Source organism: Pseudomonas sp. P179, assembly GCF_000478485.2.
Taxonomy (GTDB): Bacteria; Pseudomonadota; Gammaproteobacteria; order Pseudomonadales; family Pseudomonadaceae; genus Pseudomonas; species Pseudomonas aeruginosa.
Genome location: NZ_KI517355.1, coordinates 227,110 through 252,775 on the forward strand (window position 1 = coordinate 227,110; position 25,666 = coordinate 252,775).

Annotated in this window: 24 protein-coding genes and 1 pseudogene; 10 read left to right on the forward strand and 15 right to left on the reverse strand. The window is 68.0% G+C overall.

All coding sequences use genetic code 11. The features are described 5' to 3' along the window. The first annotated feature begins 58 nt into the window (after window positions 1-58). Both HMPREF1224_RS41320 and HMPREF1224_RS41325 read left to right on the forward strand, forming a co-directional pair. Window positions 59-754 (forward strand): serine O-acetyltransferase, encoded by a 696-nt coding sequence (locus tag HMPREF1224_RS41320; protein WP_003120270.1) that lies wholly within the window; start codon window positions 59-61, stop codon window positions 752-754. Further along, a complete protein-coding gene (locus HMPREF1224_RS41325) occupies window positions 751-1,485 on the forward strand; it encodes an alanyl-tRNA editing protein (protein WP_003106155.1) in 735 nt (244 codons plus the stop codon). The genes HMPREF1224_RS41320 and HMPREF1224_RS41325 overlap by 4 nt, the downstream gene beginning before the upstream one ends. A 91-nt stretch (window positions 1,486-1,576) precedes the next feature. On the opposite strand, the gene HMPREF1224_RS41330 is transcribed toward HMPREF1224_RS41325, so the two are convergent. Further along, window positions 1,577-1,975, reverse strand: coding sequence for a four-helix bundle copper-binding protein (locus HMPREF1224_RS41330; protein ID WP_003106156.1), 399 nt, complete (start codon window positions 1,973-1,975; stop codon window positions 1,577-1,579). 170 nt (window positions 1,976-2,145) lie between these two features. Between HMPREF1224_RS41330 and HMPREF1224_RS41335 the strand changes: the two genes are divergently transcribed. Then, on the forward strand, window positions 2,146-3,918 hold the full coding sequence (locus tag HMPREF1224_RS41335; protein ID WP_010794132.1) for a thiamine pyrophosphate-requiring protein: 1,773 nt from the start codon (window positions 2,146-2,148) through the stop codon (window positions 3,916-3,918). Window positions 3,919-3,936: 18 nt separating this feature from the next. Here the strand turns inward: HMPREF1224_RS41335 and HMPREF1224_RS41340 are convergent, their stop codons facing one another. From HMPREF1224_RS41340 to HMPREF1224_RS41365, 6 genes are all read right to left on the reverse strand, one after another. Further along, a complete protein-coding gene (locus HMPREF1224_RS41340; RefSeq protein ID WP_010794133.1) occupies window positions 3,937-4,413 on the reverse strand; it encodes a DUF4142 domain-containing protein in 477 nt (158 codons plus the stop codon). A 67-nt stretch (window positions 4,414-4,480) separates the two neighbouring features. Further along, on the reverse strand, window positions 4,481-5,422 hold the full coding sequence (locus tag HMPREF1224_RS41345) for a 5-oxoprolinase subunit C family protein (RefSeq protein WP_010794134.1): 942 nt from the start codon (window positions 5,420-5,422) through the stop codon (window positions 4,481-4,483). Next, on the reverse strand, window positions 5,419-6,132 hold the full coding sequence (locus HMPREF1224_RS41350; protein ID WP_003102104.1) for a 5-oxoprolinase subunit B family protein: 714 nt from the start codon (window positions 6,130-6,132) through the stop codon (window positions 5,419-5,421). The genes HMPREF1224_RS41345 and HMPREF1224_RS41350 overlap by 4 nt, the downstream gene beginning before the upstream one ends. Further along, window positions 6,129-6,872: a 5-oxoprolinase subunit PxpA gene (locus tag HMPREF1224_RS41355; protein WP_003113623.1), complete on the reverse strand. Its 744-nt coding sequence runs from the start codon at window positions 6,870-6,872 to the stop codon at window positions 6,129-6,131. Before HMPREF1224_RS41355 ends, HMPREF1224_RS41350 begins: the two co-directional genes overlap by 4 nt. A 32-nt stretch (window positions 6,873-6,904) precedes the next feature. Then, window positions 6,905-8,134: an OprD family porin gene (locus HMPREF1224_RS41360; RefSeq protein ID WP_010794135.1), complete on the reverse strand. Its 1,230-nt coding sequence runs from the start codon at window positions 8,132-8,134 to the stop codon at window positions 6,905-6,907. A 24-nt stretch (window positions 8,135-8,158) separates the two neighbouring features. Beyond that, window positions 8,159-9,430 carry an MFS transporter gene (locus HMPREF1224_RS41365; protein WP_003102111.1) on the reverse strand — a complete coding sequence of 424 codons (1,272 nt, stop codon included), beginning with the start codon at window positions 9,428-9,430 and terminating at the stop codon, window positions 8,159-8,161. Window positions 9,431-9,684: 254 nt separating this feature from the next. On the opposite strand from HMPREF1224_RS41365, the gene HMPREF1224_RS41370 reads away from it, so the two are divergent. Continuing rightward, window positions 9,685-10,638: a LysR family transcriptional regulator gene (locus HMPREF1224_RS41370; protein WP_003102114.1), complete on the forward strand. Its 954-nt coding sequence runs from the start codon at window positions 9,685-9,687 to the stop codon at window positions 10,636-10,638. Between the two features lie 106 nt (window positions 10,639-10,744). Continuing rightward, window positions 10,745-11,542 (forward strand): annotated as a pseudogene (locus HMPREF1224_RS0112510) (putative hydro-lyase). Here HMPREF1224_RS0112510 and HMPREF1224_RS41375 read toward each other — a convergent pair. Further along, a complete protein-coding gene (locus tag HMPREF1224_RS41375; protein WP_003160193.1) occupies window positions 11,527-12,507 on the reverse strand; it encodes a hypothetical protein in 981 nt (326 codons plus the stop codon). The pseudogene HMPREF1224_RS0112510 and the gene HMPREF1224_RS41375 overlap by 16 nt on opposite strands. Before the next feature lie 191 nt (window positions 12,508-12,698). Here HMPREF1224_RS41375 and ada point away from each other — a divergent pair, with 191 nt between their 5' ends. Then, window positions 12,699-13,775, forward strand: coding sequence for a bifunctional DNA-binding transcriptional regulator/O6-methylguanine-DNA methyltransferase Ada (gene ada, locus HMPREF1224_RS41380; RefSeq protein ID WP_010794138.1), 1,077 nt, complete (start codon window positions 12,699-12,701; stop codon window positions 13,773-13,775). A 167-nt stretch (window positions 13,776-13,942) separates the two neighbouring features. Here the strand turns inward: ada and HMPREF1224_RS41385 are convergent, their stop codons facing one another. The 4 genes from HMPREF1224_RS41385 to HMPREF1224_RS41400 all read right to left on the reverse strand — a co-directional run bounded on the left by HMPREF1224_RS41385 (window position 13,943) and on the right by HMPREF1224_RS41400 (window position 17,222). After that, window positions 13,943-14,182, reverse strand: coding sequence for a DUF2790 domain-containing protein (locus tag HMPREF1224_RS41385; protein ID WP_003117330.1), 240 nt, complete (start codon window positions 14,180-14,182; stop codon window positions 13,943-13,945). Window positions 14,183-14,307: 125 nt separating this feature from the next. Continuing rightward, window positions 14,308-15,408 carry an NAD(P)-dependent alcohol dehydrogenase gene (locus HMPREF1224_RS41390; protein ID WP_003113628.1) on the reverse strand — a complete coding sequence of 367 codons (1,101 nt, stop codon included), beginning with the start codon at window positions 15,406-15,408 and terminating at the stop codon, window positions 14,308-14,310. A gap of 332 nt (window positions 15,409-15,740) precedes the next feature. Further along, window positions 15,741-16,169: a nuclear transport factor 2 family protein gene (locus HMPREF1224_RS41395; RefSeq protein ID WP_010794139.1), complete on the reverse strand. Its 429-nt coding sequence runs from the start codon at window positions 16,167-16,169 to the stop codon at window positions 15,741-15,743. A gap of 147 nt (window positions 16,170-16,316) precedes the next feature. Beyond that, a complete protein-coding gene (locus HMPREF1224_RS41400) occupies window positions 16,317-17,222 on the reverse strand; it encodes a LysR family transcriptional regulator BsrA (RefSeq protein WP_003102141.1) in 906 nt (301 codons plus the stop codon). Window positions 17,223-17,347: 125 nt separating this feature from the next. Between HMPREF1224_RS41400 and HMPREF1224_RS41405 the strand changes: the two genes are divergently transcribed. The 4 genes from HMPREF1224_RS41405 to HMPREF1224_RS41420 all read left to right on the forward strand — a co-directional run bounded on the left by HMPREF1224_RS41405 (window position 17,348) and on the right by HMPREF1224_RS41420 (window position 22,665). Beyond that, window positions 17,348-18,484: an SRPBCC family protein gene (locus tag HMPREF1224_RS41405; protein ID WP_010895600.1), complete on the forward strand. Its 1,137-nt coding sequence runs from the start codon at window positions 17,348-17,350 to the stop codon at window positions 18,482-18,484. Between the two features lie 36 nt (window positions 18,485-18,520). Then, window positions 18,521-19,453, forward strand: coding sequence for a LysR family transcriptional regulator (locus HMPREF1224_RS41410; RefSeq protein ID WP_003102145.1), 933 nt, complete (start codon window positions 18,521-18,523; stop codon window positions 19,451-19,453). 104 nt (window positions 19,454-19,557) lie between these two features. Further along, complete coding sequence (locus HMPREF1224_RS41415; RefSeq protein WP_010794140.1) at window positions 19,558-21,195, forward strand: GMC family oxidoreductase; 1,638 nt, start codon at window positions 19,558-19,560, stop codon at window positions 21,193-21,195. Between the two features lie 21 nt (window positions 21,196-21,216). Then, window positions 21,217-22,665, forward strand: coding sequence for an aldehyde dehydrogenase family protein (locus HMPREF1224_RS41420; RefSeq protein ID WP_003160203.1), 1,449 nt, complete (start codon window positions 21,217-21,219; stop codon window positions 22,663-22,665). Between the two features lie 35 nt (window positions 22,666-22,700). Here HMPREF1224_RS41420 and HMPREF1224_RS41425 read toward each other — a convergent pair whose 3' ends face one another. The 3 genes from HMPREF1224_RS41425 to HMPREF1224_RS41430 are packed head-to-tail and all read right to left on the reverse strand — an operon-like array spanning window position 22,701 to window position 24,989. Next, window positions 22,701-23,336, reverse strand: a complete 636-nt coding sequence (locus HMPREF1224_RS41425) for an IbrB-like domain-containing protein (RefSeq protein ID WP_003088853.1) — start codon at window positions 23,334-23,336, stop codon at window positions 22,701-22,703. After that, entirely contained in the window at window positions 23,254-23,766 is a 513-nt protein-coding gene (locus HMPREF1224_RS0112515; RefSeq protein ID WP_003102153.1) for a GNAT family N-acetyltransferase, read from the reverse strand. The genes HMPREF1224_RS41425 and HMPREF1224_RS0112515 overlap by 83 nt, the downstream gene beginning before the upstream one ends. Further along, window positions 23,763-24,989 (reverse strand): phosphoadenosine phosphosulfate reductase, encoded by a 1,227-nt coding sequence (locus HMPREF1224_RS41430; protein ID WP_003113632.1) that lies wholly within the window; start codon window positions 24,987-24,989, stop codon window positions 23,763-23,765. The genes HMPREF1224_RS0112515 and HMPREF1224_RS41430 overlap by 4 nt, the downstream gene beginning before the upstream one ends. Window positions 24,990-25,666: the final 677 nt, after the last annotated feature.

The window sequence follows — 25,666 nt, forward strand, 5'->3', positions numbered from 1 at the left end:
TAACGCTTGCATGGTCGAAATGAGGTCGCATGCGATGGACAAACTGGTAGGTAATCTGATGCGCGCGGCATTGATGGAGTGCTGCTCACCCCAACTGGTGGAGCGGATAGTCGCTCATTCGATGTTCGAAGAAGCCAGACGTTGGTGCGAGGAAGACCTGCAGGCATTCGCCAGCAAGGATCCAGCCGCACAGGGACGGACATCCGACATTGCGTTTGGCTACAGCTCGTTCAAGGCAGTGCTGCACTACCGGCTTTCCCACATGCTGTGTCTGCGAAGCACATCTGAAGGCGATCCTGAGAGAGCGTTGGAGGCTACCGCGCTCCTGGTCTCCTCTCGTGGAAAGCTCCTGTCGGGCGCGGAAATCCACCCAAGATGCAAGATTGGCAGTCGATTCATCCTGGACCATGGGCATGGCACGGTCATTGGCGAGACAGCGGTAATCGGTGATGACTGTTACATCCTCGGAGGTGTGGTATTGGGGGCAACTGGCATATCGGCTAATCCCGCCGGTAAGCGTCACCCCACCATAGGGAGCCGCGTCCAAATCGGGGCCTTCACGCGTGTACTGGGTGACATCGCTATCGGCGACGATGTGTTTGTCGGTCCGCATTGTGTCATCAAGGACGACATCCCTGTCGGTTCAGTCGTAACCCTGCGTTCTGAACTACAGGTCATCCGAGGCCCCCACATAGTTCAGCAACTACAGCCGGCAGCCACGCAGACCCAAATTCAACCAATGGAGGCATCATGACGCAGACCGCCTCCCTTTTTCTCCAGGACTCCTACCGGGAAGAGTGTTTGGCGAGAATCACCGATGTCGTTGAAGATGGCCTGCTGCTCGACCAGACCGTTTTCTATCCCCAGGGGGGTGGCCAGGCTGGAGACAGTGGTTGGCTGACGCTGGCTGATGGCACGCGGCTCCGGATCGCCGATACACGCAAGGGGACAGAAGCAGGTGCTGGCAGGGATGCCATCCTGCATATCCCAGCTGAAGGCCAGGCAACCGTTCTCCGAGCAATGAAGCCTGGCGAGGTGGTTCTTGCGCAGATCGATTGGGTGCGTCGTTACCGGCACATGCGACTGCATACCGCAGCGCACATGCTCTGTGCTGTCCTGCCCTATCCGGTCAATGGGTGCAGCATCACTGATGAGCATGCGCGCCTGGACTTCGTGACGAGTGAACCGCTGTCCCGCGAGGCCATTGATAGCGCCTTGGCGGCAATGGTCGAGGCAGCACATCCGGTTTCGATCGACACCATGAGCGACGATGCACTGCGGGCTAGGCCAGATCTGGTGCGCACCATGAGTGTCCAACCTCCGATGGGCGCCGGGCAGGTTCGGTTGGTGAGTATTAAAGACACCGACCTGCAGCCTTGCGGTGGAACCCATGTGGCGAATACCGAAGAGGTTGGGGTGGTGCGCGTTTCCAAGATGGAGAAGAAATCAGCGCGCACCCGTAGGGTGGTACTGGTACTGGGTTGAGCGACTACCGTCGACATGGCCGTCGGTTTCCCATTCTACGCCACAGGTCACCCTCGCCACGCCCGGCAGCTCCATGCAATGCCAGAGGGCCTCAGGCCGGCAACAACGGCCGACAGGCTTCGACGAAGCGCCGGCAGGCACCCGCACATTCGCGCTCCAGCGGCTCGTCGCCATCGCAACGCTCGGCGCATGCCAGGGCATAGCGCGCCGCCAGCTCGCAGGCGGCCGGCGCCCATGGGCTGCGGCGCTCCAGCAGCAGGGCGGCGAGGCGGCAGAGGTCGGCGCAGTCGCCGGCGTGCTGGCGTTGTTCCCTGCTGGACTCGGTGCAGAGCGCCAGGTAGCGCTCGCACGCGCGGATGCAGTCCTGGGACGCGAGCCGGCAGCGCTCTTCCGGCGCCTGGACGGCGGCACCGCCGAGCAGGGCGTCGGCGTCGGTTTCCAGCAGGGAGCCGGGGTCTTCGTTTCCGGGATCGTTGATGGCGCGGGTCATGGCGGCACCTCCTGGCGATTGCGCCCATGCGGGCCCTGTTCCTTGGGCCGGTCGACGATGCCGACAGTTCAGTCGATTTCGCCGTCGGCACCGCCGCTCGATTGCCTTGAACCCTCGCCCGCGGCGCCAGTCCTCACTGGTACGACCCCAGACACGACCAGGAGGCGAGAATGTCCAGCACGGTTGCCGATCAATTGCTCGAACGCTTGAGCCAGTGGGGGGTGAAGCGCGTCTTCGGCTACCCCGGCGATGGCATCAACGGGATCATGGGCGCCATGGGCCGGCGCGCCGAGGCATTCGACTATATCCGCGTGCGCCACGAGGAGATGGCGGCCTTCATGGCCGGCGCCCACGCCAAGTTCACCGGAGAGGTCGGGGTGTGCCTGGCCACCTCGGGGCCGGGCGCGATCCACCTGCTGAACGGGCTCTACGACGCGCGCATGGATCATCAGCCGGTGCTGGCCATCGTCGGCCAGCAGGCGGCTACCGCGTTGGGCAGCGACTACCAGCAGGAAGTCGATCTGCAGAGCTTGTTCAAGGACGTTTCCGCCTATGTCGAGACCGTGGTCAGCCCGGCACAACTGCTCCATGTGCTGGACCGAGCCCTGCGCGTGGCGGTCGGCGAGCGGCAGGTGGCGACGGTGATCGTGCCCAACGACGTGCAACAGATGGCGGCCCCGAAGCGCCAGCCCCACGAGCACGGCCACGTGATGTCGGCGGTGGGCTTCGTCCAGCCGCGACCCTACGCGCGCGACGCCGACCTGGAAGCCGCCGCGGCGATCCTCAATCGCGGCCGGCGCGTGGCGATCCTCGCCGGTGCCGGGGCCCTGGGCGCGCACCGGCAACTGGAAGCGGTCGCCGAGCGCCTGGCCGCCGGAGTGGCCAAGGCGCTCCTGGGCAAGGCGGCGGTTTCCGACGACCTGCCGTACGTGACCGGCTCCATCGGCCTGCTCGGCACCCGCGCCAGCAGCATGCTGATGTCGCATTGCGACACCCTGCTGATCGTCGGCAGCACTTTCCCCTACAGCGAGTTCCTACCCAAGGCCGGCCAGGCGCGGGCGGTGCAGATCGACCTGTATCCGCGCAACATCGGTATCCGCTATCCGATCGACCAGGCCTTGCTCGGCGATGCAGGGGAAACCCTGGAGCGCCTGCTGCCGCTGCTCGAGCAGAAAAAGCACGGCGCCTGGCGCCGCCGGGTCGAGCGGGCGGTGACGGCCAGTCGCGAGGAAGCCCGGCGCCAGGCCGAAGAGCCAGCCGACCCGATCAACCCGCAGCGGGTATTCCGTTCCTTGTCGGAGCAACTGCCGGACGATGCGATTCTCTGCGGCGACAGCGGCTCGCATACCAACTGGTACGCCCGCGACATCCGCATGCGCCCGGGCATGCTCGGCTCGCTGTCGGGCAAGCTGGCGACCATGGGCAGCGGCGTGCCCTACGCCATCGCCGCCAAGCTCGCCTATCCGCAGCGGCCGGTGGTGGCGATGGTCGGCGACGGCGCCATGCAGATGAACGGCAACGCCGAACTGGTCACCGTGCAGCAGTACTGGCAGCGCTGGGACTCGCCGACCTTCATCGTGCTGGTGCTGAACAACGGCGATCTCAACCAGGTGACCTGGGAGCAGCGTGCCCTGGCCGGCGACCCGGAGTTCAGCCCGGCGCAGGAAGTGATCGATTTCCCCTACGCGCGTTATGCGGACATGCTCGGCTTCAAGGGCATCCGCGTGGATCGCCCGGAGGACATCGACGCCGCCTGGGCCGAGGCCTTCGCCGCCGACCGCCCGGTGCTGCTGGAGGTGGTCACCGACCCGAACGTGCCGCCGCTGCCGCCGCACATCAGTTTCGAGCAGGCCAAGCACCTGCTTGGCGCCATGCTGCAGGACGATCCCAAGCGCTGGGGGGTGATTCGCCAGAGCGCCCGGCAGGTCCTCGCGCGGCACTGAGCAAGGCGGTCGCGGCGCTCAGTCGGCGCGGCCGCTACGCAACTGGTCGGCCAGTTCGCGGTGGTGGTAGAAGCGCGCCAGCCATTCGTCGGCGAAGCGGCGCAGGTCAGGATCGGCGGAGTCCCGGGCGATTCCCTCGAAGCGTGCAACCAGACGGTCCTGCTGGCGAATCTGCGCGTCGAGGAAACCGCGCTCGTCGAAGCCGCCGGGAGCGGCGGCCTGCCGTTCGGTCTGGCGCGGCGAGGGCAGCGCCAAGGCCTTTTCCCCGGCCAGGGCGCGCAACTGGTGGTCGAACTCCTGCTGTTCGGTGAGTACGCGCTTGGCATAGAGCTGCACCGCCTTGTTTTCGGAACGGCGCATGGCTTGCTCGGCTGCCTCCACCTGGGCCTGGCTGTCGGCCAGGCTGTCGGCGAGCAGGGCGCGGGTATCAGCGGGTTCGGCCTGGACGACCAGGGGCAACAGCAGGGCGGCGATCAGTGACAGGCGACTGGGCATGGCGGACCTCCGGACGGGACGAGTGTGCGGTGGACGCTCGCCATACGGCGCCGTTCAAAAAAACCGCCTATGCGTCCCAGGCCGCCAGCAGGCGTCGATGCTCGCGGTGCGCCGCCTCCTGCACCGTCGGCAGCAGCCGTACCCGCTGGCCTGGCAGGCATTGCGCCAGGCGCGCCAGCGCCAGCGGGGCGAGGGCGCCGAGACGGGGATAGCCGCCGATGGTCTGGCGGTCGTTGAGCAGGACGATCGGCTGGCCGTCCGGCGGCACCTGCACCGCGCCGAGGGCGATGCCTTCGGAGATCATCGATTGCTGCCGGCATTCCAGGCGCGGGCCGAGCAGACGTACGCCCATGCGGTCGGCGCGGGTATCCACCTGCCAGTCGCCGTTGAACGCATCGAACAGGCTCATCGCCGGGAAGTCGCCGATCTGCGCGCCGAGGATCAGCTCCAGGCGCGCTTCGCCGGTGCAGTCCATGATCCGTTCGCTGGGCATCGGCAGCGTGCGTGGCCGTGCGCCATCGGCCAGCCAGCCGAGGCTGTCGCCTGCGGCCAGGGCCTTGCCGTCGGCGCGGGGGCCGCCCAGGCCTTCGCGGGCCACCGTGGCCAGGCTGCCCAACTGGCGCTCGCCGGCGAAGCCGCCGGGCGCCGCCAGGTAGGCGCGGGCGCCCTGGCGCGGGTGGGCGAAGGCCAGGCGCTGGCCGTCGCGCACGGCGAACGCGCCCCAGGCCGGCAGCGGCTGGCCATCGAGGGTCGCGCCGAGATCGCCGCCGGCCAGGGCCAACCAGCCGTCGGCACGGCATTCGGCGACGAAACCGCCGAGGGCGATCTCGATCACCGCGGCGTCCAGGGGATTGCCCAGCAGCCAGTTGGCCCAGCCCATGGACAGCCAGTCGAGGGCGCCGCCCTGGGTCACGCCGAGATGGCGGCAGCCGAAGCGGCCGCGATCCTGCAACTGGACCAGCGGGGTGCTCTGGCACACCCGCAGGCCGCCGTGGATGGAGTCGTTCATGCCTGGACCTCCAGGGGCGTGTCGTCGCCGCCGAGACGGACGAATTCGGCGTGTCCGATGGGTTCGAAACGCACCCGGTCGCCGGCGCGCAGCAGGCTGTAGCCGTCCAGGGTGAGGTCGAACAGGCGCACCGGGCAGCGCCCGAGCAGGTTCCAACCGCCTGGCGAGGCCTGCGGATAGACCGCCGTCTGGCGCTCGGCGATGCCGACGCTGCCGGCGGCGATGCGTTGCCGGGGAGTCGCCAGGCGGGGTGCCGCCAGGGCTTCCTCGACCAGCCCCATGAAGGCGAAGCCGGGGCTGAAACCGAGGGCGAAGACCCGATACTCGCGCTGGCTGTGGCGGCGGATCAGCTCGGCGACGCCGAGCTGCTTGCGCCGCGCCAGGGGTTCCAGGTCGGGGCCGACCCGCGGGTCGTACCAGGTCGGCAGGATGTGCAGACGGCCGCCGTCCTGGCGTTTCGGGCGCAAGTCGGACAGCGCCGCGGCGATCCGCGCGCGGGCCTCGCCAGGGTCGAGCTGGAGCAGGTCGTATTGCAGGAGCAGGGTGGTGTAGGACGGCACCAGGTCGAGCAGGGCGGCGCCGAACGCCGCCCGCAGGTTTTCCTCCGCCGCCAGCAGCCAGGGCATGTTGGCTTCGTCGATGCGCTCGAACAGGCGCAGGACGAAGCTGTCGATGGCGGCCACCTCGATGCGCGGTTGCGGTTGGCTCATGCCGCCTCCAGGGCGTCGCGGATGCGCCGCACCGCAGCCAGCGAGGCGGGATTGTCGCCGTGTACGCAGAGGGTCTGCGCCTCCAGCGCCAGGGCGCTGCCGTCGCTGGCTCGCAGCGCCGCGCCACGGGCCAGCAGGAGGGCCTGGGCGAGCACCGTCTCGGCGTCGTGGTGTACCGCGCCGGGCTGGCTGCGCGAGACCAGGTAGCCGGCGCCGTCGTAGGCGCGGTCGGCGAACGCCTCGAACCACAGCTCGATGCCGTGGGCCTCGCCCAGCGCGCGCGCCGCGGTGTTGTCGCGGGTGCTCATCAGCATCAGCGGCAGGGTGCGGTCGTAGGCCGCCAGTGCGCGCAGCACGGCGGCGAGGATCGCCGGGTCGCGCATCATGTCCTGGTACAGCGCGCCATGCGGCTTGACGTAGCGTACCCGCGTGCCCTGGGCGCGGCAGAGTCCGTCGAGGGCGCCGATCTGGTAGAGCAGCAGGTCTTCCACTTCCTGCGCCGAGCAGGCCAGCGAGCGCCGGCCGAAGCCGACCAGGTCGGGGTAGCCGGGGTGCGCGCCGATGCGCACGCCATGCTCCACCGCCAGGGCCACGGTGCGGCGCATGGTGCCGGGATCGCCGGCGTGGAAGCCGCAGGCGATGTTGGCGCAATCGATCAGCGGCATCACCTCGGCGTCCAGGCCCATGCGCCAGGCACCGAAGCTCTCGCCGATATCGCAGTTCAACAACAGGTTGTTCATGCAGGTTCCTTCAGGTCATTGCTCGCCGGACCTCACCACAGCGCCAGGCTGTAGCTGAGGATCAGGCGATTTTCGTCGAGGTCGTTGGCGAAATTCGAACGCACCGTGGCGTTGCGCCATTTCACCCCGAGGTTCTTCAGCGGCCCGCTCTGCACCACGTAGCCGAGGTCGGTGTCGCGTTCCCATTCCTTGCCGTCGTTGGCCGCGCCGCGGGCGACGTTGTCGCCGGAGACGTAGCGGCTCATGAAGCTCAGGCCGGGCAGGCCGAGCGCGCCGAAATCGTAGTCGTAGCGCAGTTGCCAGGAACGCTCGTCGACGTTGCCGAAGTCGCCGATCTGGATGAAGTTGACCAGGTACGGGTCGCTGCCGGCGATGTAGGGATAGGGATCGTCGCCACTGATCCGCTGGTAGCCGGCGGCCACCGCGTGGGCGCCCAGGCGCAGGCTGAAGAGGGCGCCGAAGGCGCGGTTGTCCAGTTCGCGGAAGCCGCCGTCCTCGCTGGCCCGGGCGAAGCGCAGGTCGCTCTTGAGCGAACGCTGTCCGCCGAGGTCGAGGGTGTGTACCAGGCTGGCGAAGGTCTGTCGGTAGATGTCCTTGAGCCGACCCTGGTGCAGGCTGGCGGTCAGCGCCGGGGTCAGGCGATAGTCGCCGCCGGCGAAGTCGAAGGCATCGCTGCGCCCGCCGATGCGGTTGGCGCTGAACACCTGGTAGTCGCTGGAGCTGTTCAGCTTGTTGCGGTCCAGGTGCGCGCCGCGCAGGGTCAGGCCGTCGATCTCCTGCACGTCGAGCAGCGCGCCGCGGAACAGTTCCGGCAGCAGGCGGGTGTCGTTGGCCGAGACCAGCGGGCTCTTGAAGTGCAGCGCGCCGACCTTGAGCAGGCTGTTGGAGACCCGCGCCTTGGCGGTCAGGCCGAGCTTGGCGTAGTCGTCCTGGGAACCCCCGGCGGAGCCGTCGGCCGGCAGCAGCCCGGTTCCGCCGCTGCCGCCGCCGGAGTCGAGCTTGAGGCCGAGCAGGCCGATGGCGTCGACGCCGAAGCCGACGGTGCCTTCGCTGAAGCCGGACTCCAGGCGCAGGAGGAAGCCCTGCGCCCATTCGTCGGCGTTGTCGCGCGCGCCGCTCTGGCGGAAGTCGCGGTTGAAGTAGAAGTTGCGCAGTTCGAGGCTGGCGTGGCTGTCCTCGACCAGGTCGGCCTGGGCGAGCAGCGGCCAGCCCAGCCCGCTGCCGGCGAGCAGCGCGGCAGCCAGGCGGGGAGTGGGATGCATGCTGGGATTTCCTCGGTCGACGGCTCAGAGTTCCAGTTGCTTGCCGCGGGTTTCCGGCAGGCTGAGGGCGGCGAGGATCACCACGCCGTAGGAGACCGCGGCGAAGGCGCCGATCCCCAGGCCCAGCGAGAGCTTCTGGCCGAGCATGCCGATCAGCATCGGGAACAGCGCGGCGATGGCGCGCCCGGCGTTGTAGCAGAAGCCCTGGCCGGAGCCGCGGATGCGGGTTGGGAACAGTTCGGTGAGGAACGAGCCCATGCCGCTGAAGATGCCCGAGGCGAAGAAGCCGAGCGGGAAGCCGAGCCAGAGCATGGCGCCGTTGCTCACCGGCAACTGGGTGTAGAGCAGGACCACGGTGAAGGAGCCGACGGCGAACAGGACAAAGTTCTTCTTGCGCCCGATCAGGTCGGTGAGGAAGGCACTGACCACGTAGCCGACGTAGGAGCCGAGGATCACCATCGCCAGGTAGCCGCTGGTGCCGAGCACGGTCAGCCCGCGTTCGGTCTTGAGGAAGGTCGGCAGCCAGGCGGTGATGGCGTAGTAGCCGCCGAGCGCGCCGGTGGTCAGCAGCGAGGCGCGCAGGGTGATGCTGAGCATCCCGGGGGCGAAGATCTCGTAGAAGCTGACCTTGTCGGCGCCCTGGTTGCGTTGCCTGGCCTCGCGGTAGATCTCCGGTTCCTTGACCAGCCGGCGTACCACCAGGACGAACAGCGCCGGCAACAGGCCGAGCATGAATAGCGCGCGCCAGGCCTCTTCCGGTGGCAGCAGGCTGAACATCAGCGAGTAGAGGATGGCGGTGAGGCCCCAGCCGATGGCCCAGCCGGACTGCACCAGGCCGACCGCCTTGCCGCGGTCGCGGGCCTTGATCACTTCGCCGATGAGTACCGCGCCGGCGGTCCATTCGCCACCGAAGCCGAAGCCCATCAGGGTCCGTGCGACCAGCAACTGCTCGTAGTTCTGCGCGAGGCCGCAGAGGAAGGTGAAGAAGGCGAACCAGAGCACCGTCAGTTGCAGGGTCAGCACCCGGCCGATGCGGTCGGAGAGGATCCCGGCGATCCAGCCGCCGGCGGCGGAGGCGAGCAGGGTCATGGTGTGGATGAAGCCGGCTTCGCCGGTGCCGATCCCCCACAGGGCGATCAGGGTAGGGATCACGAAGCTGAGCATCTGGGTGTCCATGCCGTCCAGGCCGTAGCCGATCTTGCAGCTCCAGAAGGCCCGGCGTTCCTGCTTGTCGAGGGCGCGATACCAGCCGAAATGACCGTCCCGGGAAGCGTCCGGGCCGGCGTCGAGGGTCATGTGTTTTTCCATGGGGGCACCGATCGTCGTTATTGGTGTTATGAAGATTCGGTGGGCGCCGTCGCACCCGGTGGTCGCATTCTTCGAGGCTGGCCAGCGAGCGTCCAACTAATTTATGCGGCCGCCGGGGATAAGAAATTTCGATGGCGGAGCAGGCCGTCATGCGTCGATCATGTGCCGCCGGAAGGTGGGCGCTGGCATGGAAGCTGCTCGCTCCCGCCACCTTGTGTCCCTTGCCCGTCGGTACCCGCCACATGAACCTGAAATTCCTCGAGACCTTCGTCTGGGTCGCGCGCCTGAAGAGCTTCCGCCTCACCGCGGAGAAGCTGTTCAGCACCCAGGCTTCCATTTCCAGCCGGATCGCCGTGCTGGAGGACGAACTTGGCGTGAAACTGTTCGTCCGCGACTCGCGCGGCGTGACCCTGACCCCGGAAGGCGACAAGGTACTGGCCTACGCCGAGCGGATGATGGACACCATGCACGCGCTGAAGCAGTCGCTCGACACCGGCGCCAGCACCCAGGGACGGATTCGTATCGGCGCCATGGACACGGTCATCCACACCTGGCTGAGCCCGTTGGTGGCCAGGGTCACGGAAACCTTCCCGGCGGTGGAGATCGAGCTGATGGCGGACACCGCGCGCAACCTCTCCGAGCAGTTGCAGAAGGGCTACCTGGACCTGATCTTCCAGACCGACTCGCTGCGCCACGAGTCGGTGCTGAACCTCGAACTGGGCAGCTATCCGCTGCGCTGGATCGTTTCCACCGGCTCGATCTACCACCGCGACTACGCCTCGCTGGCGGACCTGGCGCGGGAGCGGGTGGTGACCTTCTCCAAGCACTCGCGGCCGCACCAGGACGTACTCGGCCTGCTGCACGCCAACGGCGTCGCGGCGCCGCGCCTGAACTGCGTGAACTCGGTGGCGGCGATGACCCGCCTGCTGCGCGACGGCTTCGGCGTCGGCGCCTTGCCGCCGGCGCTGGTCAGCCAGGAACTGGAACGCGGCGAACTGACCCTGCTGCGCCTCGGCCCGCCGCCGCCGAACCTGCCGGTGGTGGTGTCCTGGCGCGGCGGCACCGGCCTGGAACTGGTGGACGAAGTGGTGGAGCTGAGCAAGGCGGTGCTGGCCGACTACGCGGCCAACGTCGGCCCGGAGTGCATGCTCCTGGCGCCGCTGAAGAAAGGAGTGGGGCGGCTGCGTTCGCGCTGATTCGGATTTTCCGATCGCCCCTGGCGGAAAAATCTCGTTGGACGCTGACCGCCGTCCGCTTCTACAAACCTGCCAACAACGACGTCCGCCAGCGCACGGAGCCGCCATGCCCGAACCGACCTTCCACGAACTCGCGCAACTGCCGCCGCCGGTCCTGCGCCAACTGATCCGCCGCGGCGACTACACCGGCCATACCAGCGGCCTCGGCCAGCGCCACCTGCAGGCCAACCTGGTGATCCTGCAGAAATCCTGGGCCGACGAGTTCCTTCGCTTCTGTGCCCTGAACCCCCGGGCCTGCCCGCTGCTCGACGTCAGCGAACCCGGCTCGCCGCACTTCGCCAGGCTCGGCGCGGATATCGACGTGCGCAGCGACCTGCCGCGCTACAGGGTGCATCGACGCGGTCAGGAGCCCGTCGAGGTGAGCGACATCGGCACCTTCTGGGAGGCGGATTTCGTCGCCTTCGCCATCGGCTGCTCGTTCTCCTTCGAACAGGCGTTGCTCGACGCCGGCATCGGCCTGCGCCACCTCGAGCTGGGGCGCAACGTGGCGATGTACCGCAGCTCCATCGCTACCCGGCCGAGCGGTCGCCTGGCCGGGCCCACGGTGGTATCGATGCGGCCGTTGAAGGCCGCCGAGGCGATCCGGGCGATCTAGGTCACCAGCCGCTTCCCTATGACCCATGGCGCACCGCTGCACCTGGGCGATCCGGCGCTGATCGGCATCCGCGACCTGGCGCGGCCCGACTACGGCGACCCGGTGCCGCTCGCGGCGGACGAGATCCCGCTGTTCTGGGCCTGCGGGGTCACGCCCCAGGCGGTGCTCGCCGAGGTTCAGCCGGAGCTGTACATCAGTCACGCGCCGGGGCACATGCTGGTCAGCGACCGACTCTACGACGAGCTCTGAGAGGCGTCGTCCTTCGCCGGACCGGGGATGATCGCCAGGTGGCGCAGGGCATCCGGCTCCAGGCTGTAGCTCTTGCCGCTCGGCGCTTCGATGAGCCGCCCGAGGGCGTAGAGGGTGAAGTAGCGCACCGTTTCGGCGCAACCGAGGATGTCTTCGAGGTAGCGCCGATGCGGATAGCCCTGCAAGGTTTCCGGAGCGACGTAGAGGAATACCGGCTTGCCGTCGATGCGGTCGCGGAACTTGAAGCGGAAGCCCTGCGGCCGGCTCGGCGCACCGTAGCGCCGGACCAGGTCGGCGCCGCCGTAGAATACCTTGCCGGCGCTGCCCGGGGTGGCATAGCCGATGTGCTGGAAATAGGCGCGCAGCGGTATCCGGCCGAGGCCGCTGATGCGGATGTCCAGTTGCTTGAACTCTTCCGCCGGCAGCTCGGCGCGGGCCTGGCGGAAGGTGTCGACGAGCAGTTCGAAATCGCGGGTGCGCCGTGGCCGTTGCGTTCTCTGCCGAGGCGCGGCGGGAGCGTCGGTGCGCACTGCGGCGGAGGCCGGCGGGTGTTCCTCGGTGTCCGGGTCCGCTTGCGGCGGCGCGGCCTCCTCGGCAATGGCCGGGTCGAACTCCTCGACGTAGGCATCCAGCTTGTCGCGGATGCGCCGCTGGCCGGCATCCTCGGCGGACTCGCCCGGGCGCAGAGCGTCCTCGTCGTCCTCGACGAACCACTCGCAGTTCGGCAGGTGGGTGGAGTGCGGGAACTTGCTGAAGTGCGCGGCCTTGCGGGTGTCCTGCGGCAGCTTGTCGTAGTTGCTCGCCGATACCTTGATCCCCTGTGCCCGGCACCCTTCGCTGGAGCAGAGGAAATCGAAGCGTTTGCGCGGCTCGGCCTGGGAGAAGTATTCGCGGCGGGCGCTGGCGATGGAGATCACCCGATCCAGTTGCACGCAGTAGGCCAGTGCTATCCGTTTGAACGCCATGTTCCCAATCCTTCCGCCGGTTCGAGCGGGCCATTATGGCGCGTGGCGATGGGTAGGCAAGCCGACGGCCTTCCGCACCTGCCGAAGCCGGGCACATGGCCTTGCTCGAATTCAAGCGCAAGAACCGGAGTTCTTGCGCTTGAATGGCGAATTAGTCTGCGGGCATCATCCGCTCCCACAGGGGAAACGCCATGAGCCAGCAGCTCGATCCTTGCAACGCCTACCACACCGACGAACAGCGCTGGGCCGCCGTGCTGGCGCGCGACGCGGCGGCGGACGGGGCGTTCGTCTATGCGGTGAAGACCACCGGGGTCTATTGCCGCCCGAGTTCCTCGGCGCGTCGGCCCAGGCGCGAGAACGTCGAGTTCTTCGCCACTGCCGAGGCCGCCGAGGCCGCCGGCTATCGGCCCAGCCGGCGCGCCGCCGGCGACCGCAGCCTGGCGGCGGAGCAGCGCGCCGAGCGGGTGGCGCAGGCCTGCCGGATGATCGAGACGGCGGAGACGCCGCCGGCACTGGAGGCGCTGGCCGCCCGACTGGGCATGAGTCCGTTCCACTTCCATCGTCTGTTCAAGGCCGAAACCGGCCTGACGCCCAAGGCCTATGCCTCGGCCTATCGTGCCCGGCGCCTGCGCGAGCGCCTGGGCCAGGCGTCCGCCTCGGTGACCGAGGCGATCTACGACTCCGGTTTCAACTCCAACAGCCGCTTCTACGAGTCCTCGTCGCAACGCCTCGGCATGCGCCCGCGCGATTACCGCGATGGCGGCGCCGGCGCGGCGATCCGTTTCGCCATCGGCCAATGCTCGCTGGGCGCGATCCTGGTGGCGCAGAGCCAGCGCGGCATCTGCGCGATCCTCCTCGGCGAGGAGCCGGAGCCATTGCTGCGCGAGTTGCAGGACCAGTTCCCGCGCGCCCAGCTACTCGGCGGCGACGCCGACTTCGAACGGCTGGTGGCGCAGGTGGTGGGCTTCGTCGAGTCGCCTCAACTGGGACTGGACCTGCCGCTGGACGTACGCGGTACGGCGTTCCAGGAACGGGTCTGGCAGACACTGCGGGAAATACCGCCGGGCAGCACGGCGAGCTATGCGCAGATCGCCGAACGGATCGGCGCGCCGCGAGCGGTGCGTGCGGTGGCCCAGGCCTGCGCGGCGAACCGGATCGCGGTGGCGATTCCCTGCCACCGGGTGGTACGTCGCGACGGCGACATTTCCGGCTACCGCTGGGGCGTGGAGCGCAAGCGCGAACTGCTGCGCAGGGAAGAGCGGGATTGAACCCAAGGCCAGGCGATACGCGGCCCGGAATGCAAAAAGCCCACTCGATGGTGGGCTCTATGCAATGGGGCGCTGGTCCTTCAGCTGGTTCCAGTATCCATGTCAGGGGTGAAAATTTCGTGAAATGAAACGACAACCCTGACCGTTCGTCCTTTCCTATCGTGGTTTCATTCGTTGCTGCACGCACGCGCCTGCTTCAGGTAGTGCAACACCTGGCGCTCGCCGTGGGAGTCCAGGTATACCAGGGTGGCGCGCACCACCTGGCAGGTATCGCTGGGCGCCTCGTCGACGCTCAGCACCCTGGCCACGTCCAGCGGCATGCCGTAGACGTAGTCGGCAGTCGCCGCGCCGGCGATGACCGGCGCCAGCAGCGTGACGCAGCAGAGGTAGAGCCTGGCTCGGTTCATGGACGGTTTCTCTCCATTCCCCCGCGAAGCGACGGCGCAAGGGCGCCGCCGACGCCATGGGTGGAACCCGCTTCGTCGTTCGCGACGGGTTCGCCACCTCCGTCCAGCAGTATAGGATGACGGTCTCAGTGCGGCTTGATCGCCACCTTCAGTACGTTGTCACGCTGGTTGGCGAACAGGTCGTAAGCGGCGACGATGTCGTCGAGGCGGTATTCGTGGCTGACCAAAGGCCCGAGGTTGACCCGGCCCGAAGCCACGATATTGAGCAGTCGGCGCATGCGCTCCTTGCCGCCGGGGCACAGCGCGGTATTGATCCGGTGGTCGCCGAGGCCGGCGGCGAAGGCCGACAACGGAATCGTCAGGTCTTCCGAATAGACCCCGAGGCTGGAAAGGGTGCCGCCGGGCTTGAGCACCCTCAGGGCGGTCTCGAAGGTCGATTGCGTACCGAGTGCCTCGATCGAAGCATCCACGCCGCGCCCGCCGGTGAGTTTGAGAATTTCCTCGATCACGTCGCACTCCCTGAAGTTCAGCGTGACGTCGGCGCCCATTCCACGGGCGATATCGAGGCGATGGGCGTTGCCGTCGATGGCGATGATCGTGCTGGCGCCCAGCAGCCGGGCGCCGGCGGTGGCGCACAGGCCTATGGGACCCTGGGCGAAGATCGCCACGCTATCGCCGATGCGGATGTTGGCGTTCTCCGCGCCCTTGAAGCCCGTGGACATGATGTCCGGACACATCAGCACCTGTTCGTCGCTGAGACCATCGGGTATGGGGGCAAGGTTGGCCTGAGCGTCGGGAACCAGCACATACTCGGCCTGGGTGCCGTCGATCAGGTTGCCGAAGCGCCAACCGGCGGTCGCCTTGTAGCCATGGCAGGCGCAACGGCCGGATTCCACCAGGTAGCTGCCGTCCTGCGACGGTACGCCGTCCTGGGCGGCATAGGAGTTGAAGTTGGGGCAGATGGCACCGGCGATCACGCGTTGGCCTTCGCGGTAGCCGACCACCGCGCTGCCGAGCTTTTCGATGATCCCGACCGGCTCGTGGCCCACCGTCAGGCCGGGCGCGACCGGATACTCGCCCTTGAGGATGTGCACGTCGGTGCCGCAGAGCGTGGTGGTGGTGATGCGCACCAATGCATCGTTCGGCCCCACGTCGGGAATCGGCTTGTCGACCAGCTCGATACGGCCGGGCTGGATGAATACGGCGGCTTTCATCATCTTGCTCATGGAGCATCCTCACGGGTGGAGGCCCTGGGGCGGCACGGGGCAGGAAAGAACGGACGGATGCCAGGACAGTGGCGGAATTGCCGTCCGATGTCCTTGATATGGGTCATGGCCGCGATGGACGCGGGTTCGCGAAGTACCGACCTGGCGTTTTTGCTGGGAAATGTCCTCGCCCGGTTCGCTGCGGAACTAGCCAAGCCCCTTCGCTGTGGCTTGGGTCGACGCTGAACGCGGGAGGGCGGGGGCGTTGCACCCATGTCGGGAGTTCGCCGCGGCGGGCCGACGCTGCGCTCTTGGCAAAGGCAGCGTCGGGCCTTGGCCCAAAGGCTATCGCCTCAGGCCTCGCTCGCGGCCAGATAGGAGGCCAGGCGCCGGCCCATCTCCTCGCCGAGGGCCTGGAGGCCGCTCATGGGACGGACCATCACTTCGAAGTCGACGATCCGGCCGTCGTCGTCGAAGCGGATCATGTCGATGCCTTTCAGTTCGCGTTCGCCGACCCGTGCGCTGAATTCCAGCACCACGCTGCGGCCGTCGGCGCTGGCCAACTGGCGGTGATAGGCGAAATCCTCGAAGACCGTGAGCACGGTATTCAGGATCATCGAGACCACCGGTGCGCCGGCATACGGCTTGTGCGCCATCGGCGAGCGGAACACGGCATCGGGGTGCAGCAGGCGCGGCAACCCGGAGAGGTCGCGGCGGGCGATCAGCCCGTGCCATTCGGCGAGGGTGGCGGCGGCGTTGGCTTCGAGCGGCAGGCTGGTCATACGGTGGCTCCTCTGGCGGGTGCTGGACTGTATCCCCGGGGCGGCCTGGGGCCGGTTGCGGGGCGGAGCCTCACCATAGGTTGCGGGAAAGGCCTCGCTCAATGATCGAAAGTGACGGAAGACTGATCCTCGCGCGCAACCTATGACTCAGCCCTGTTCGATCTGCACGATCTGCTCGCGCAGCCATTGCAGGCCGGGCGTCGCTTCCTGCTGGCGATGCCAGATCAGGTTGACCTGCACCGGGGCCATCTCGAAGGGGACGTCCGCCAGTTGCAAACCATGGCTGCCGGCGAAGCGCTCGGCCAGGCGGCGTGGCACGGTGCCGAGCAGCTCGGTGCTGGCGACGATGGCCGGGATGGTCAGGTAGTGAGGCACCAGCAATTGCACCTGGCGCTGTACCCTGGCCGAGCCGAGGACGATCTCCAGCGGACTGCCGCGCCCGACCCGCGGCAGGATCGAGACGTGCTGCGCGGCCTCGTAGGCCGCGCGGTCGAGGCCGCCGCGGAAGGCCGGATGGCCCTGCCGGGCGATCACCACCAGGCGTTCCTCGCCGACCGGCCGGTAGGCCAGCTCGGGCTCGTCGAAGTACAGGTAGTCGATCGCCAGGTCGAGTTCGCCGCTGGCCAGTTGCGCCGGGATCGAGGCGCCTTCGTCGGGACGTACCTCCAGCGTCACCCGCGGGGCCAGGGTCTTCAGGCGGGTCACCAGGCCCGGCAGCAGGCGCAACTGGGCATAGTCGTTCATCGTCAGGCGAAAGGTCCGCGCAGTGTGCGGATCGAAGGTTTCCTGGGAGCCAAGGCCGGCCTGCAGCAGATGCAGGGCCTGGCGCACCGGCACGTACAGGGCGAGGGCGGCGGCGGTGGGTTCCAGGCCCTTGGCGGTGCGCCGGAACAGCGGCTGGTCGAGCTGTTCGCGCAGGCGGGCGAGGGCGTTGCTCACCGCCGGCTGGCTGCGATGCAGGCGGATCGCCGCGCGCGACAGGTTGCGTTCGCGCATCAGGGCATCGAAGACCAGAAGCAGGTTGAGGTCGAGCTGCTGCAAGTTCAGCTTCATGAATAATCCTCATTCTATTTATCCATTACCCTGATAAGACTGGCATCGCTACACTCGAATGCAAGCCCTTCCGCCCCGGCGGATCGGCCCGGTTCGCGGCCCAGCCAATAACAATCACACGCGAGATGCCGACCATGTCCTTCGATCCCCAACCCTTTCGCCAGCAGTACCGCGCGGCCATCCGGCCCGGCTACAACCCCTGGCTGCACGCCGGCTTCGTCCTCGCCTACGGCGGCGCCTGGATCGTCTTCTTCCTCTCCCGACTCGAGCAGCCGAGCCTGCTGGAATGGCTGACGGTGCCGGCCGCGCTGGTGTTCTTCAACTGGGGCGAGTACCGCATCCACAAGTCCCTCGGCCACCACAAGCACCCGCTGGGGCGGATGTTCTACAAGCGCCATACCGGCGACCACCACAGCTTCTTCGTCGCCGGCCAGATGCGCTACGAACAGGCCCGCGACTGGCGGGTGATCCTGTTCCCGGCCTGGCTGGTGGTGGTCTTCAGCCTCGGCGCGCTGCTCGCCTGGAGCCTGCTCGGCCTGCTGAACGACAACCTCGCCGCGCTGTTCGCCGCGACCCTGCTGCTGGGCTACCTCAGCTACGAGATCTTCCACGCCTGCGAACACCTGCCGCCGGAGCATCCGCTCAGCCGTCTGCCGTGGATCCGCCACATGCGCCGCCTGCACGAACTGCATCACCGTCGCGAGCTGATGCAGACGCACAACTTCAACCTGGTCTTCCCGTTGATGGACTGGTGCTACGGTACCCTCCACTGGGAAGCGGAAACCGCCGAGGAGCACGCCATGACCCGCATGCAGCACCGAATCGAGATCGCCCGCGGGCCCGAGGCGACCCTCGCCTACGCCGCCAGCCCGGGGCTCTGGCCGGAATGGCATCCCTCGTCGTTGCGGGTCGACGGCGCCGCTGGCCCGCTGCCGGCCGGCGCGCGCTTCGAGGAGGACATTCACGCCGGCGGCCGCGCCGGGCACTTGTCCTGGACGGTGGTCGAGTACCAGCCGGGACACCTGTGGCGCGCCAACGCCCGTGGCGACCGGGGTCTGCACCTGCGCCTGAGCTACGAATGCCAGCCGAGCGCGGCCGGCACCCGCTTCGTGCGCACCCTGGAATACCGCTTCGACGGCTGGTCGATGCGCCTGGCCAACCTGTTCCTGCTGCGCCGTCGCATCGAACGCGAGTCGGAGGAGTCCATGCACCGCCTGCGTCGGGTCGCCGAGGCGCGGATAGCGGCGGCGGAAAGCGTATGATCGGGGTCCGCGGGGGCGGATCGCAGAAGGACACCGATGAACAAGTTTGCCGAAATGACCACCTTCGTCAGCGTGGTCGACGCCCATAGCTTCTCCGAGGCCGCCCGCCGCCTGGGCACCACCAAGTCGCAAGTCAGCCAGCGTATCCAGCAACTGGAGAGGCGCCTGGGCCGGGTGCTGCTGAACCGCACCCGGCCGCTGAGCCTCACCGACCCCGGTCGCACCTACTACGAACATGCCTGCCGCCTGCTACAGGAGCTGGAGCAGGCGGAAGCCTCGGTGCTCGACGCCGATGACGACCTGCGCGGCCAGTTGCGCCTCTCCGCGCCGCTGGCCTTCACTCCGCGCTACCTGGCGCCGCTGCTGGCGCGCTTCGCCGAGCGCCATCCGCAATTGCGGGTGGACGTGCAGGCCGACGATCGTTTCGTCAACCTCCAGGAACCGCGCTTCGACATGGCCCTGCGCATGGGCCGGCTGGACGACTCCTGCCTGGTGGCGCGGCCGATCACCGCCAACCGCCACCTGCTCTGCGCCAGTCCCGACTACCTGGCGCGGCATGGCGTGCCGCAGCATCCCGAGGAATTACAGGCGCACGACGGGCTGGTCTACTACAACCGCGAGCCCGGCGGCATGCTCTGTCTGCCGGTGGACGGCGAACCGGCCTCGTTCCGCATCCGGGTGAGGATGCGCACCGACTCCGGGCACCAGTTGCTCGAAGGTGCGCGCGCCGGGCTCGGCCTGGCGATCCTGCCGAGCTTCCTGGCCGCCGATGCCTTGCTGGCCGGCGAGCTGCTGCCGGTCCTGCCTGGCTACTCGCCGGACGGCGGGCAGGTTTCCGTGGTCTACCGCAAGACCCAACGGACGCCCCGGAAGATCCTCGTCCTCGGCCAGTTCCTCGAAGAGGAAATCGGCGATCCGGCACCCTGGGACCGCGCGCTCATCGAGCGTGGCCTGTTGCCGCCGGGCTGAGTTCGGAAAAACCGAACCAGCGGTTCGCCTTCCGCTGTCTGTCGCCGAGGGCGCGCCGGGCATAGCGTTGCTCCCGTCAATCGATCTGGATACGGGAGAACCCCATGCACCAACCCGAAAACCCGGCGCGCCGCACCTTGCTGGCGCAGACCGTCGCCGGCTCCGCCGCGCTCGCCCTGGGCTCGCTGCTCGGCGGCGCGCCCGGCGTGGCCAGCGCCACGGCGGAAACGCCCCGCAAGGCCTTCGATGGCGGCAGGATCGATGTGCTGATCGTCGGCGGCGGCTCCGCCGGCGCGGTCCTCGCCCGGCGCCTGAGCGAGCGCGGCGACCGCCGGGTACTGTTGCTGGAAGCCGGCCAGGCCTATCCGGCCTGGGACTACCCCAGGATCATCGCCAGCAGCGACAGCGTCGGCGGCGACCCCTCCAGCGACTGGGGCTACCAGTCCCAACCGGGGGCGATCGGGCACCCGATCCATGCGATCCGCGGCAAGGTCCTCGGCGGCAGCTCGGCGATCAACGGCGCGGTGGCGATCCGCGCGCGGCGCGAAGACTTCGCCCGCTGGAACCTGCCGGGCTGGTCCTACGACGACCTGCTGCCGGCGTTCCGCCGCCTGGAGACCCGCCAGGGCGGCGACCCGGCCCTGCACGGCGGGGACGGACCGCTGCCGGTGCGGCAACTGAGCCGCGCCGATCTCTCGCCGATGCAGAGGGCCTTCGTCGACGCCACCCTGGCCAACGGTTTCAAGGCCATCGCCGATTTCGACGGCGCCGACGCCAACGGCGTCGGGCCGTACCCGATGAATGTCGTCAACGGTGTGCGCGTCAACACCGGCATGGCCTACCTCGACAACGCCGTGCGCGCTCGCGCCAACCTGTCGATCCGCGGCGACGCGCTGGTCGACCGGGTGCTCTTCGAAGGCAAGCGCGCGGTGGGCGTGCGCCTGGCCTCCGGCGAGGAAATCCACGCCGGCGAAGTGATCCTCAGCGCCGGCGCCTACGGCAGCCCGGCGATCCTGCTGCGCTCCGGTGTCGGCCCGGCCGACGAGCTGAAGGCGCTGTCGATCCCGTTGCTTGCCGACTTGCCGGTGGGCCGCCGGCTCACGGACCATCCGTTCTACTACAACGCCTATGCCGCCCGGCCGGAGCGCATCGGCGCGCAGTCGCCGGTGATCGGCGCCAAGCTCTGGACCCATAGCTCGCGGGCGCAGAACGGCGAGCTGGACCTGCACATCACCGCCACCCACCTGTTCCCCGCCGAGATGAGCCCGACCGGGGTCGGCTTCGTCCTCGCCGTGGCCCTGACCCGGCCGCAATCGCTGGGCAGTGTGCGCCTGGCCAGCCGCGACCCGGCCGTCGCGCCGCTGATCGACCTGAACTTCCTCGCCGAGGCCGAAGACCGCGCGCGGTTGCTGGAAGGGGTCAAGCTGGCGCGCCGGATAGGCCGCAGCGAACCGCTCGCCGGGCTGATCCACGCCGAACTCGGGCCGGGGCCCGAGGCACGCAGCGATGCGCAGATCGAAGCGGCGATCCGCGCCACCCTCGATACCTACCACCACCCGACCTCCAGCGCGCCGATGGGCCGCGCCGGCGAGCGCTGGGCGGTGGTCGACCTGGAGGGCAGGGTGCATGGCCTGCAAGGATTGCGGGTGATCGACGCCTCGATCTTCCCCGATGCCATTTCGGTGGCCACCAACATCACCACCATCGCCGTTGCCGAGCACCTCGCGCAGCGCATCGCCTGACCGACCCAGGAGAACTTGCAGATGAACGGACACGCCAGACACTGGATCGACGGCGCATGGCTCGATTCCGCGCAGCGGGGACAATCCTTCGACCCGGCCAGCGGCCAGCCGATCGGCACCTACGCCGACGGCGGGCGGGCCGAGGCCGATGCGGCGATCGCCGCCGCTGTGCGCGCCTTCGAAGATGGTCCCTGGAAGGACGACCACGCGCTGCGCGCGACAGCCCTGGAGGAAATCGCCGCGGCCTTCGAGCGGCATGCCGATGCGCTGATCGACCTGCTTGCCCTGGAGAACGGCAAGATCAAGCCCGAGGCTGCCTTCGAGGTCGGCATGGTGCCGGGCAAGCTGCGCTACTACGCCGGCCTGGCGCGCAGCGAACGGGGCGCCAGCGGCACGCCGCGCCCCGACGTGGTGTCGCTGGTGCTGCGCGAGCCGATGGGCGTCGCCGGCATCATCGTGCCGTGGAATTCACCGGTGGTGCTGATGATCCGCTCCCTGGCGCCGGCGCTGGCCGCCGGTACCACCACGGTGGTGAAGATGCCGGGGCAGACCGCGCAGACCAACGCCATGGTCGCGCGGATCATCGCCGAAGCGCCGTCGCTGCCTGCCGGGGCGGTGAACATCTTCAGCGAATCGGGTTCCGAAGGCGCCCGGCGATTGATCGACGCGGCCGAGGTGCCGGTGATCAGCTTCACCGGCTCGAGCGCCACCGGCCGAGCGATTTCCGCCGCCGGCGCGCGGCACCTGAAGCGCTTCGGCCTGGAACTGGGCGGCAAGACACCGCACCTGGTGTTCGACGACGCCGACCTGGACGCCGCCTTGCCCGTGCTGGAGAAGTCGCTGACGGTGTTCGCCGGGCAGTTCTGCATGACCGGTTCGCGCCTGCTGGTGCAGCGCGGCGTTGCCGAACGGCTACGCGAACGCCTGGCGCAGCGCCTGGAAAACCTGCGCGTGGGGCCGGCGGCGGACCCGCGCAGCGACATGGGGCCGTTGATCGACAAGGCCAACGTCGAGCGCGTCGAGCGAGCCGTACGCCAGGCCATCGCCGCCGGCGCGCGGGTGGTGGTCCGCGGCGGCCCGGTAACCGAGGGCGAGCTGGCGGCCGGCGCCTTCTACCGTCCGACCCTGCTGGAGGTCGATGATCCGGACCTGGACATCGTGCAACAGGAAACCTTCGGACCGGTGCTGACCCTGCAGGTATTCGAGCACGAGGAGGAGGGCGTCGCCCTGGCCAACCGCAGCGAGTACGGGCTGGCGGCCGGGGTCTGGACCCGCGATGTCGCGCGTGCCTTCCGGGTGGCGCGGAAGATTCGCGCCGGCACCGTGTGGATCAACGACTGGGCCAAGGTCTACGACGAATTCGAGGAGGGCGGCTACCGCCAGTCCGGCCTCGGCCGGCTGAACGGGGTCGCCGCCCTGGACGACTTCGTCGAATACAAGCACATCAGCCTGACCACCGGCGCGGCCTGAGCCTGGGCGAGCGGTGCGGCCGACGGCGCCGCCCGCTACTCCCAGGAGCGGGAATACACGTGTTCGCGGAACAGCTCGGGCAATCCGGAAACCTGCTTGAAACGCAGCACCTCGTCATTGTCCATGCCCAGTTCGCGGGCCACGTCGGCCTCGCTCCAGCCGGCCTTGAGCAGGGTCACCACGATCGCCGTCATCGGCAATACGCCGTGCACGCCGCGTGCTCGGTTGTGGCGGATGGTGGCGGCGATGCGCTCGCTGTCGCCTTCACGCCCGGCGCGTATCGCGGCGATCGGCAGGTAGCCGTGCAGACGCTGGCGCAGCGCGCCCTTGGCGCTGCCCACGCGCAGGCGGTGAAAGCCGTCGACCACCTCGTAGCGCCCGTCGGCCTGCGGATAGGCGACGATGGGCTGGGTGAATCCGTCGGACTCGATGGACAGCCTCAGCAGTCGCATCTCCGGTGGCGCGACGGTATTGGGGTTGTAGTCGTTGCCGGCGACGCGCTCGGCACGCACCCACTGCACGCAATCGACCGGCTCTTCGGCGAACGGACTGTGCGCGTGGAGCAGCCGGCGGATCCGGTTGATGGCTTCAATCCGCTCGGCAAGCGGCAACCCGTGCAGTTCGCCGAACAGCGCCTCGGCTCGCTCCGTCAGTGTCTTTGTCTGTGCCATGGGCTTTCCTCATGAGCGTCACCCAGCTACCCCGGGTGGAATGCACGGCGAAGCCGTGCGGTTCGAGAAGGCGCGCGCAGGCCTGGGGCGCGCGGGTGGTACAGGCCAGCCCGAGTTGGTCGACATGCCCGAGGACCCGCTCGCGCAGGGTGCGGAACAGCCCGCGACCGCGCGCTTCCGCACGCAGGTAGGCATCGCGCAGGCGAACCACGTCGGGATGTTGCTCCAGGCTGACGAACCCCAGTATCCGCGTGTCCCCCTGGCGGCGGAGCACGAACCAGCGGTGGTAGGGACCGTCGCTCAGCGGGTAGCCGCCGCATTCGCGGCGCACCCGGGCGCTGGCGAAGAAGCGGCCCATGCTGGCGAAGAAGGCGGCCTCGTCGTCGAACGAGCGCCACTGCAGGATCTCGCAGTCTTGCGGGCGGATCACGAGCGCTTCTCCCGACCGGGGACCAGTCTGTCGATATCGGCCTGGGAGAAGCCGAAGGACAGCGAGCGGGCCATGTCCTGCTTCAGCAGGGATAGCGCGATACGCCGCCAGGAAGGCTGCTTGCGACGATTCTCCAGGGCCGGGATCCCCGCGTCCGGCCAGATGGCAAGGGGATAGTCGTGCTGCTTCCACCAGAGGATAAAACGCTCGATGCGCCGCTGGTAGATGCCGCGCAGAGGCGGCGGCATGCTGCGCAGGAGGAACTGGCTGTACTCGCGCCAGGTGCCGAAGGAGGGCGGCAGGCCAAGGCCGCCACGGTAGCCGAGGAAGCGCTGGCGACAATAGCGCGCCCCATAGTTGGCGCCGGCGACGCGCCGGACTACCTTGAACCAGGTGCGTGGCTCGATCCGGTGGAACAGGTCGAGGCCCTTGCGCTGGTCGTCGCCATAGGGCTGGCAGATGCGCATCTGCGAGAACGGCACGCCGGCGCGGTACATCTGGTCGTAGAGGCGGTTATAGGCGTAGCCGTGGTCGGCGACGCAACGCCAGAGATCCTCGAAACGCCAGTCGTAGATCGGGAAGAAGCTCACCGCCTGCGGGTTGGCCCGGTCGCGCGCGCTCCAGGCCAGCGGCGCGGAGCCGCCCGGCGGCGTCCAGGCGCATTGTTTCGCCCGGCTCCTGCGCTTGACCGCCAGGTAGCGATTGAGCGATTCGTCCGAACGGATGCCGACCAGGAACGCGGTAGGCTCTTCCCTGGCCAGCCAGGCGTTGAAGCCGGCGACGAACTCCTCGAACTCCATGCGGTAGCGGTAGAAGGGGAAGAACGCCGGGTCGCTGATCACCCCTCGCTGCTTCGGTAGCGGGCGCACCCAGTCGGCCTCGGCGCCGGGCTCCCAGCAGCACCAGTAGGGTTCCTCCAGACTGGAGGCGTTGCGCAGGTTGAGTGGCAGGCAGACCCACCAGGGGCGTACGTCGGGACGCCCGAGCATCTCGCTGACGTGATCGATGGTGGCCTGGTACTGCCCCTCCAGGTCGATGAACAGTACGTCCACCGGGCTGCGTCCCAACTCGCGTGCCACGTCCAGCGCCAATTGCAGGGTGACCGAGCTGTCCTTGCCACCGGAGAAGGCGACACAGACGCGCTCGAAGTTCCGGAATACCAGTCGGAGGCGGGATAGGGTTGCGGCATGCACATCGGCATCCTGGTAATGCTTGCCTGCCATGGGTGCGAACCTCTTCTTTTAATAACTATTGAGGGAGACCGTTGCGACGACGGTCCATGTGCAATGTTTGTTTCGGAGTTTCTCCAGGCTATTTTTTCGAGAGTCGCGGCAGCCGGCACGTTCGGCGACGTTGGACTCCGAATCAGTGGATAACGGAAATATGTCCAGGCACTTGGCAGAGCGACGACCAACAGGCCCGACAACTGTCGTGCAGGAACTTTTTCAATGCTAGGCGAAGCCGTGGTTCGAGTTGTTGACTTGTCGCAAGACGGATTCTCCGAACAGCATCGGCGCAGCGCCCACTTGCAACGAGAGTGCGCACGCCGCCGTTGGCACTCGTCTGCGCACCGGACTTCTGAGCGGCGGCGGAAAAAGCTTGCTACGCAAGGAGAAGCGCCTGCGGGTGAACATGGAAATTGCCCGGGAAAAGTCGACGGTAATTATTCGTTGAATAACAGGGAAGTGCATACTTCCAACTTGGAAGTTAACTGCATGGCACCATCCATGCATTACACGGATGACGGTTTTTATTATAAATCCAAACTGGCGAAGACAAGCAAGAGAGGCCGGGATGCCAGAGTTCCATAGTCGGAAATACAAGCGTTGCAATGTCGACGGATAGCGCGAAGAGGCGGCGGTACCCTGCGAAACGAGGCAATTCCCCGAATGGCGGGCAC

Excerpts from the sequence above, each read along its gene's own strand:
- HMPREF1224_RS41320 (WP_003120270.1), top strand. The coding sequence starts at position 59 with ATGCGCGCGGCATTGATGGAGTGCTGCTCACCCCAACTGGTGGAGCGG.
- HMPREF1224_RS41325 (WP_003106155.1), top strand. The coding sequence starts at position 751 with ATGACGCAGACCGCCTCCCTTTTTCTCCAGGACTCCTACCGGGAAGAG.
- HMPREF1224_RS41330 (WP_003106156.1), bottom strand. The coding sequence starts at position 1,975 with ATGACCCGCGCCATCAACGATCCCGGAAACGAAGACCCCGGCTCCCTG.
- HMPREF1224_RS41335 (WP_010794132.1), top strand. The coding sequence starts at position 2,146 with ATGTCCAGCACGGTTGCCGATCAATTGCTCGAACGCTTGAGCCAGTGG.
- HMPREF1224_RS41340 (WP_010794133.1), bottom strand. The coding sequence starts at position 4,413 with ATGCCCAGTCGCCTGTCACTGATCGCCGCCCTGCTGTTGCCCCTGGTC.
- HMPREF1224_RS41345 (WP_010794134.1), bottom strand. The coding sequence starts at position 5,422 with ATGAACGACTCCATCCACGGCGGCCTGCGGGTGTGCCAGAGCACCCCG.
- HMPREF1224_RS41350 (WP_003102104.1), bottom strand. The coding sequence starts at position 6,132 with ATGAGCCAACCGCAACCGCGCATCGAGGTGGCCGCCATCGACAGCTTC.
- HMPREF1224_RS41355 (WP_003113623.1), bottom strand. The coding sequence starts at position 6,872 with ATGAACAACCTGTTGTTGAACTGCGATATCGGCGAGAGCTTCGGTGCC.
- HMPREF1224_RS41360 (WP_010794135.1), bottom strand. The coding sequence starts at position 8,134 with ATGCATCCCACTCCCCGCCTGGCTGCCGCGCTGCTCGCCGGCAGCGGG.
- HMPREF1224_RS41365 (WP_003102111.1), bottom strand. The coding sequence starts at position 9,430 with ATGACCCTCGACGCCGGCCCGGACGCTTCCCGGGACGGTCATTTCGGC.
- HMPREF1224_RS41370 (WP_003102114.1), top strand. The coding sequence starts at position 9,685 with ATGAACCTGAAATTCCTCGAGACCTTCGTCTGGGTCGCGCGCCTGAAG.
- HMPREF1224_RS41375 (WP_003160193.1), bottom strand. The coding sequence starts at position 12,507 with ATGGCGTTCAAACGGATAGCACTGGCCTACTGCGTGCAACTGGATCGG.
- ada (WP_010794138.1), top strand. The coding sequence starts at position 12,699 with ATGAGCCAGCAGCTCGATCCTTGCAACGCCTACCACACCGACGAACAG.
- HMPREF1224_RS41385 (WP_003117330.1), bottom strand. The coding sequence starts at position 14,182 with ATGAACCGAGCCAGGCTCTACCTCTGCTGCGTCACGCTGCTGGCGCCG.
- HMPREF1224_RS41390 (WP_003113628.1), bottom strand. The coding sequence starts at position 15,408 with ATGAGCAAGATGATGAAAGCCGCCGTATTCATCCAGCCCGGCCGTATC.
- HMPREF1224_RS41395 (WP_010794139.1), bottom strand. The coding sequence starts at position 16,169 with ATGACCAGCCTGCCGCTCGAAGCCAACGCCGCCGCCACCCTCGCCGAA.
- HMPREF1224_RS41400 (WP_003102141.1), bottom strand. The coding sequence starts at position 17,222 with ATGAAGCTGAACTTGCAGCAGCTCGACCTCAACCTGCTTCTGGTCTTC.
- HMPREF1224_RS41405 (WP_010895600.1), top strand. The coding sequence starts at position 17,348 with ATGCCGACCATGTCCTTCGATCCCCAACCCTTTCGCCAGCAGTACCGC.
- HMPREF1224_RS41410 (WP_003102145.1), top strand. The coding sequence starts at position 18,521 with ATGAACAAGTTTGCCGAAATGACCACCTTCGTCAGCGTGGTCGACGCC.
- HMPREF1224_RS41415 (WP_010794140.1), top strand. The coding sequence starts at position 19,558 with ATGCACCAACCCGAAAACCCGGCGCGCCGCACCTTGCTGGCGCAGACC.
- HMPREF1224_RS41420 (WP_003160203.1), top strand. The coding sequence starts at position 21,217 with ATGAACGGACACGCCAGACACTGGATCGACGGCGCATGGCTCGATTCC.
- HMPREF1224_RS41425 (WP_003088853.1), bottom strand. The coding sequence starts at position 23,336 with ATGGCACAGACAAAGACACTGACGGAGCGAGCCGAGGCGCTGTTCGGC.
- HMPREF1224_RS41430 (WP_003113632.1), bottom strand. The coding sequence starts at position 24,989 with ATGGCAGGCAAGCATTACCAGGATGCCGATGTGCATGCCGCAACCCTA.